Genomic DNA, 4538 nt, shown 5'->3' with positions numbered 1-4538 from the left:
AGCTTCGAAGGCTTCATGAACCGCCCAAGCAGCCTCAATGCGTATACGTATGTGGAGAATAACCCGCTGCGCTTTACGGATCCGATGGGGATGTGCGTCACCTTTTCTGATGACGTAGAAGAGTTTCTTGAATGCAGTGAGAGGGCCTTTAGAGAAGTTGGAAATATAATGTACGAAGATCTCACGGACGCTTGGGAATTAGGATTAAGTTTTGGAGAAGCGGCTCTGAATTATGGCGGTCGAGGTACTGGCAATGTGAAATCTGGCTTTAATTTGATTAAAAATGGACGCTCCTTGTGGGTATCGACAAAGGACTCTGTTAAATCCACCATAGATCGTGTTAAAAGGGTATTTGGTGGTGGGGGGACAGGCAGCAATTCAAATAAGATATTTAGTGCAAAAGGAAATCCTGATTTGCGTGCAACCAGACGACCTTCATTTGATAATTGGATGGAAAACGGAGTTCGAGTTAATGGACAAGATTTTAAAGTAAATCCTCATGCCTATAATAGTTTGTTTAAATCCGGTAGAAAGGATATTATGCCTGATGATATAACCACAGCTCTTGGAACAAAACCAACACCAGGTAATCCTGGGAGTGTTGTGTACTCTAACCCTTCAACTGGAACAAAAGTGTATGTTAACCCTACATCTAAAGAAATTGTAGGTGTCCAGCCAGGAAGTTTTAGAGATTAGAAGGGAGTAATCTGGTGTTAAAGCTTATTAAAATTAAAAAGTTGATTGAAAATTTGGAAATCAGCTGTACTTATTCTCCTTCTGTTCAAACGTATAACTTAACGACAAGATTTATGACTGATGAATCCAAGCCAATTCAACTAGCAGGAGGCGGTTGTATCTGGTTAGCGGCTGACGGGGCAATTGGAGAAATAGAGTTTATTTTTCCTAAAATAGTGCAAAAACCAAATGAAATTAGAGCAAATCAATATGTCATTGGAATACCTGCTTTTGAATTGACAACTCCAAAATATGATAATAGTTTCATTCAGGTTTTGGAAGAAGGTATCATAATTTGGCTTAATGAACAAGCGGAAATTGAATTATCGATACGATCTGAGCATATTGAATTTCTAATTTCAAATAATCAACTGTGTGGAGTACTGATAAAAGATGTAACAATTATTTTGTAGTTTTACTAGTAATTATTTCGAGAGTAGGTAATCGATTTGCTTTTAGCTGATAGTTTAGAGAGCGGTAAGCAAGCAGCAAAGGATGTGCCGAACTGGGCGAAAGGGATTCAATTGGCGCCATTTAAAGGCACGTAGAGTGTTACCTTTTCGCTTATATGCTTGCAGTATAACTGTAAAACTCCAATTCGGCTTAAGAGCGCTAACATTGGCCGGGGAGGCCGATCAAGAATTGCTTTAAAATAAGTATCATTAAAACTTGTTTCATATGTTCGGAAACGTATTCCGCTGACAATTGCCTTATGTACTAGGAAAAGAGCCTCTGCCGCTGTAACGGCAAAGACTCTCTAGGACACAAAAAGGCTGTGGATTCCAATTTCACTTGGTGAAGATAAATTGTTTCGTGAATTACGTTATGATTTAATGAATTTTTACATGAATAAGTAGGGTGGGGCTAGTAAACCTTGAGAGAATTATGCCTCTCAAGGTTTTTAGTTCGGGTAGGAAAGGGTATCTAGGGACAGGTAAAGCCGATGGCCTTTTGACGTGATACTGTTCTTGGCCCAAGCCGCTATGGGAAAGCCCGGTCAACCTACCAAACCCGTGATAACGATGCGCCGTAACCAGCGTCTCGGTCAGAGTCAGCTTATGATTAGATACCAACATGATTTACCTGGTTTTCAGCACTTTACGACCAGCGGTGCAACCGCCTGACGAAACAAGAGGCAACCACCCCCGTTAAGATTCTAGATTAAACGATGAGGAACATAAACATCATACATAAATCCTTTTACAGGAGAACGAGGCGGTAAGAGTATTGGTACGCATATTCCATCAGGGAAGTGAAATCTATGAAAAGAGATAAACTTTTGGAAATATTGAAAGAGTCAACTGCAACAGATGCAGAAATAGATGACGCAGTAATTGAATTAGGATTGAATTTTCAAGATGCTGAGACAGTGGACACTTTAATACGATTGTCCAATGACAGTAACTATGATGAGATGATCATAGCTAGCTGTGGTGAGTATTTAGGTCATATTTGGTTAACTACGCAGCAAATTAATTATGAAAAATTATCTCATCTAAAAGGCATTGCCTTGTCAGAGGCTCTTTCCCAAATTAAAGCGCAACGCCCTGACTGGTATGAAACATATTTGGAACTGTATCCTCAATCAAAGTAGCTTGAGTTTATACTCTCGTTTAGGGCTTTTTTTAGTGGGGCTACCCAGTGCCAAATCGACCCATCATTCAAATAAAAGATGTAGTAAATACCCCTGTGACCAGAACACAAGATAGTGAAGATGGGATTCGTTATGTCAGAGATGTGACTATGGATAGACCAATTGGGACTGACAAATTTAATAAATTTAAGCCTACTTCTAGAATGACTATATTAACTGTTAAGCACGGAAATTTAGTTGAGGTTTCTCCAGGAGTTATAAAATAAGTTTTGGGAGGTGTGGATACTGAAACTTATTGGAAGTAAAACAGAACAAGAAATAAGAAATCAATTGATAATCTCAAGGAAATCATTGTTTGAAGAAGATGGTAATATCAGGCTGGTAGACGCTCTTAAAAAAGAATTTTCTGAATTAAAATCGGCGTATATTCTTCAATGGATACCTGAACAGGTAGAGGATTTTTATAAAGTATTAATCAACGAATCTTTGGTGATAAATATTGAGTTAAGTAGAGACCAAGACTCAGTTCCTATTATCATAAAAATGCTAGTTTCAGAGTATAAAAAAGGTTTAAGCAAAATTAACCAAATAAAATTACAAGTAGCACTTGATTTAGTTAAAAAGGACTTGAATTAATTTCGTAATAAAATATACTCTGGCGAGTATTGGGACGCGACCACCGAACTGCAATACCTGCGCACTCGCTGGTATGATCCGGGCCTGGGACGCTTCATCCAAGAGGACAGCTTCGAAGGCTTCATGAACCGCCCAAGCAGCCTCAATGCGTATACGTATGTGGAGAATAACCCGCTGAGGTATACGGATCCGATGGGGATGTGTGTACATTTGGACAATTTTACTGACTTTTGGGATTGCACTTTAGACCTAGCCCCAGGAATCGGTAATGTTAAAGGCGGCGCACAAGCAATATTTGGCGAAAACTTGGTTACAGGGGAAGAGTTAAGCACAAGTGAGCGTATTTGGGAAAGTGTAAGTGCCCTTCCTTTCGGGAACTGGATTAAAAAAGGAAGGAAATTGCTTGGGTTTGGAAAAAAATCCAAGGGGACGGGACATGCTAACGAATCACCTGCATTGAAAGATAATCCATATAAACCCAATTCAGTTGCGAAAAGAAATAAACCTGACTATAGAGCCAATCCGGCTCATGATGGCAGAAATCCAAATAAAACACTTGAACCAAGTGATGCCCAGAGTGTGTACACAAACAATTCAGTACGTGGAGGTATGGGCACATGGTACGGAGTAGGAAAAGACGGGAATATCTATCAGTATTTTAGTGATAATGCAGGTGGAGTTCACTTTGCAGGTACAATTTCAAAAGAAAAGCTCCTCAATGATATTCGTAAGCAATTGGGAGTTGTATATTGATGTAAAGGACGTGATATAGTTTGATAATCGGGAACCCCTCAACTTTTGCTGTGGAATATGAATTAGAACCCAATTACGAAGGAGTTTGTCTTTTAGGTAAATTCTGTTATTGGGTCCAAGGCGAACAAATTGGTGAATATGCTCTAGGTACTTCTTTGAGAGATGTACTTTTTCAAATCGAGACATTTGTTCGTGACAACGGCAATAGGTTTGGGCAATCGATAATTCATTTAAATACGCAAGATTTTTTTAATAAATTGAATGATGCTCTTTATGGAACTTCTGACAATTTACAGGCAACTGAAGAACAGTGGGCAAGATTCAACGTATGTCCTTCAATTGACGTATTCAGCAACTGGAAGATTTTTCTCGTTCAAGAGTCAACTCATTCTCGACTTATATTAAAAAATATCTCGCAACAAAGAGTATCAGAAGTGCGTCTGCAATTTAATGAATTTGAGAACGTGATACGAGAAGTCTATGAAAAGATCAATAACCTGTATGAAAATGCAATGACTTCAGAAACATAAGAGAAGGTTAGCATTCGTGAATATCATGTTCTTTTAAACACTGTGTTGGTTTTGAAGATTTACAATAGCTCAGTGGTCCACTACCTCTTAAGTAGTGGACTTTTTTAATCCCTATCCAGTACTGATTGAATCGAGCGTGTAAAAAGTAGTTTGATGATCGATCCATTCGGCGAACTGTATACGTACACGTATAACCAAGACAACCAGCTGACAGGCGTTAGCGCTTCGGGCACCCAAGAGGCGGCCTACAGCTACCGCGATAGCTTGCCGATCGAGGACTTGAACTACCT

The 4538-nt window shown here is 39.2% G+C and carries 5 protein-coding genes and 2 pseudogenes; all 7 read left to right on the top strand.

Annotation, left to right across the window (positions count from 1 at the left end):
- Positions 1–696, top strand: a pseudogene (locus F556_RS38505) (hypothetical protein); the annotation flags it as partial.
- A 14-nt stretch (positions 697–710) separates the two neighbouring features.
- Complete coding sequence (locus tag F556_RS0132885) at positions 711–1148, top strand: hypothetical protein (RefSeq protein WP_020621250.1); 438 nt, start codon at positions 711–713, stop codon at positions 1146–1148.
- An 848-nt stretch (positions 1149–1996) separates the two neighbouring features.
- On the top strand, positions 1997–2329 hold the full coding sequence (locus tag F556_RS0132880; RefSeq protein ID WP_020621249.1) for a hypothetical protein: 333 nt from the start codon (positions 1997–1999) through the stop codon (positions 2327–2329).
- A gap of 276 nt (positions 2330–2605) precedes the next feature.
- The gene (locus F556_RS0132875) at positions 2606–2965 is read left to right on the top strand and encodes a hypothetical protein (protein WP_020621248.1); all 360 of its coding nucleotides are present in this window, start codon (positions 2606–2608) and stop codon (positions 2963–2965) included.
- Between the two features lie 12 nt (positions 2966–2977).
- Positions 2978–3106 (top strand): annotated as a pseudogene (locus F556_RS39335) (RHS repeat-associated core domain-containing protein); the annotation flags it as partial.
- Between the two features lie 69 nt (positions 3107–3175).
- Positions 3176–3718, top strand: coding sequence for a pre-toxin TG domain-containing protein (locus tag F556_RS38240; protein ID WP_169447667.1), 543 nt, complete (start codon positions 3176–3178; stop codon positions 3716–3718).
- Positions 3719–3738: 20 nt separating this feature from the next.
- Positions 3739–4248, top strand: a complete 510-nt coding sequence (locus tag F556_RS0132865) for an Imm42 family immunity protein (RefSeq protein ID WP_020621246.1) — start codon at positions 3739–3741, stop codon at positions 4246–4248.
- Positions 4249–4538: the final 290 nt, after the last annotated feature.

Source organism: Paenibacillus daejeonensis DSM 15491, assembly GCF_000378385.1.
GTDB lineage: Bacteria > Bacillota > Bacilli > Paenibacillales > Paenibacillaceae > Paenibacillus_D > Paenibacillus_D daejeonensis.
This window is presented reverse-complemented; position numbering and strand designations above follow the sequence as displayed.

Bases quoted from the DNA above. Each gene is read 5' to 3' on its own strand.
- F556_RS0132880 (WP_020621249.1), top strand. From the start codon at position 1,997: ATGAAAAGAGATAAACTTTTGGAAATATTGAAAGAGTCAACTGCAACA.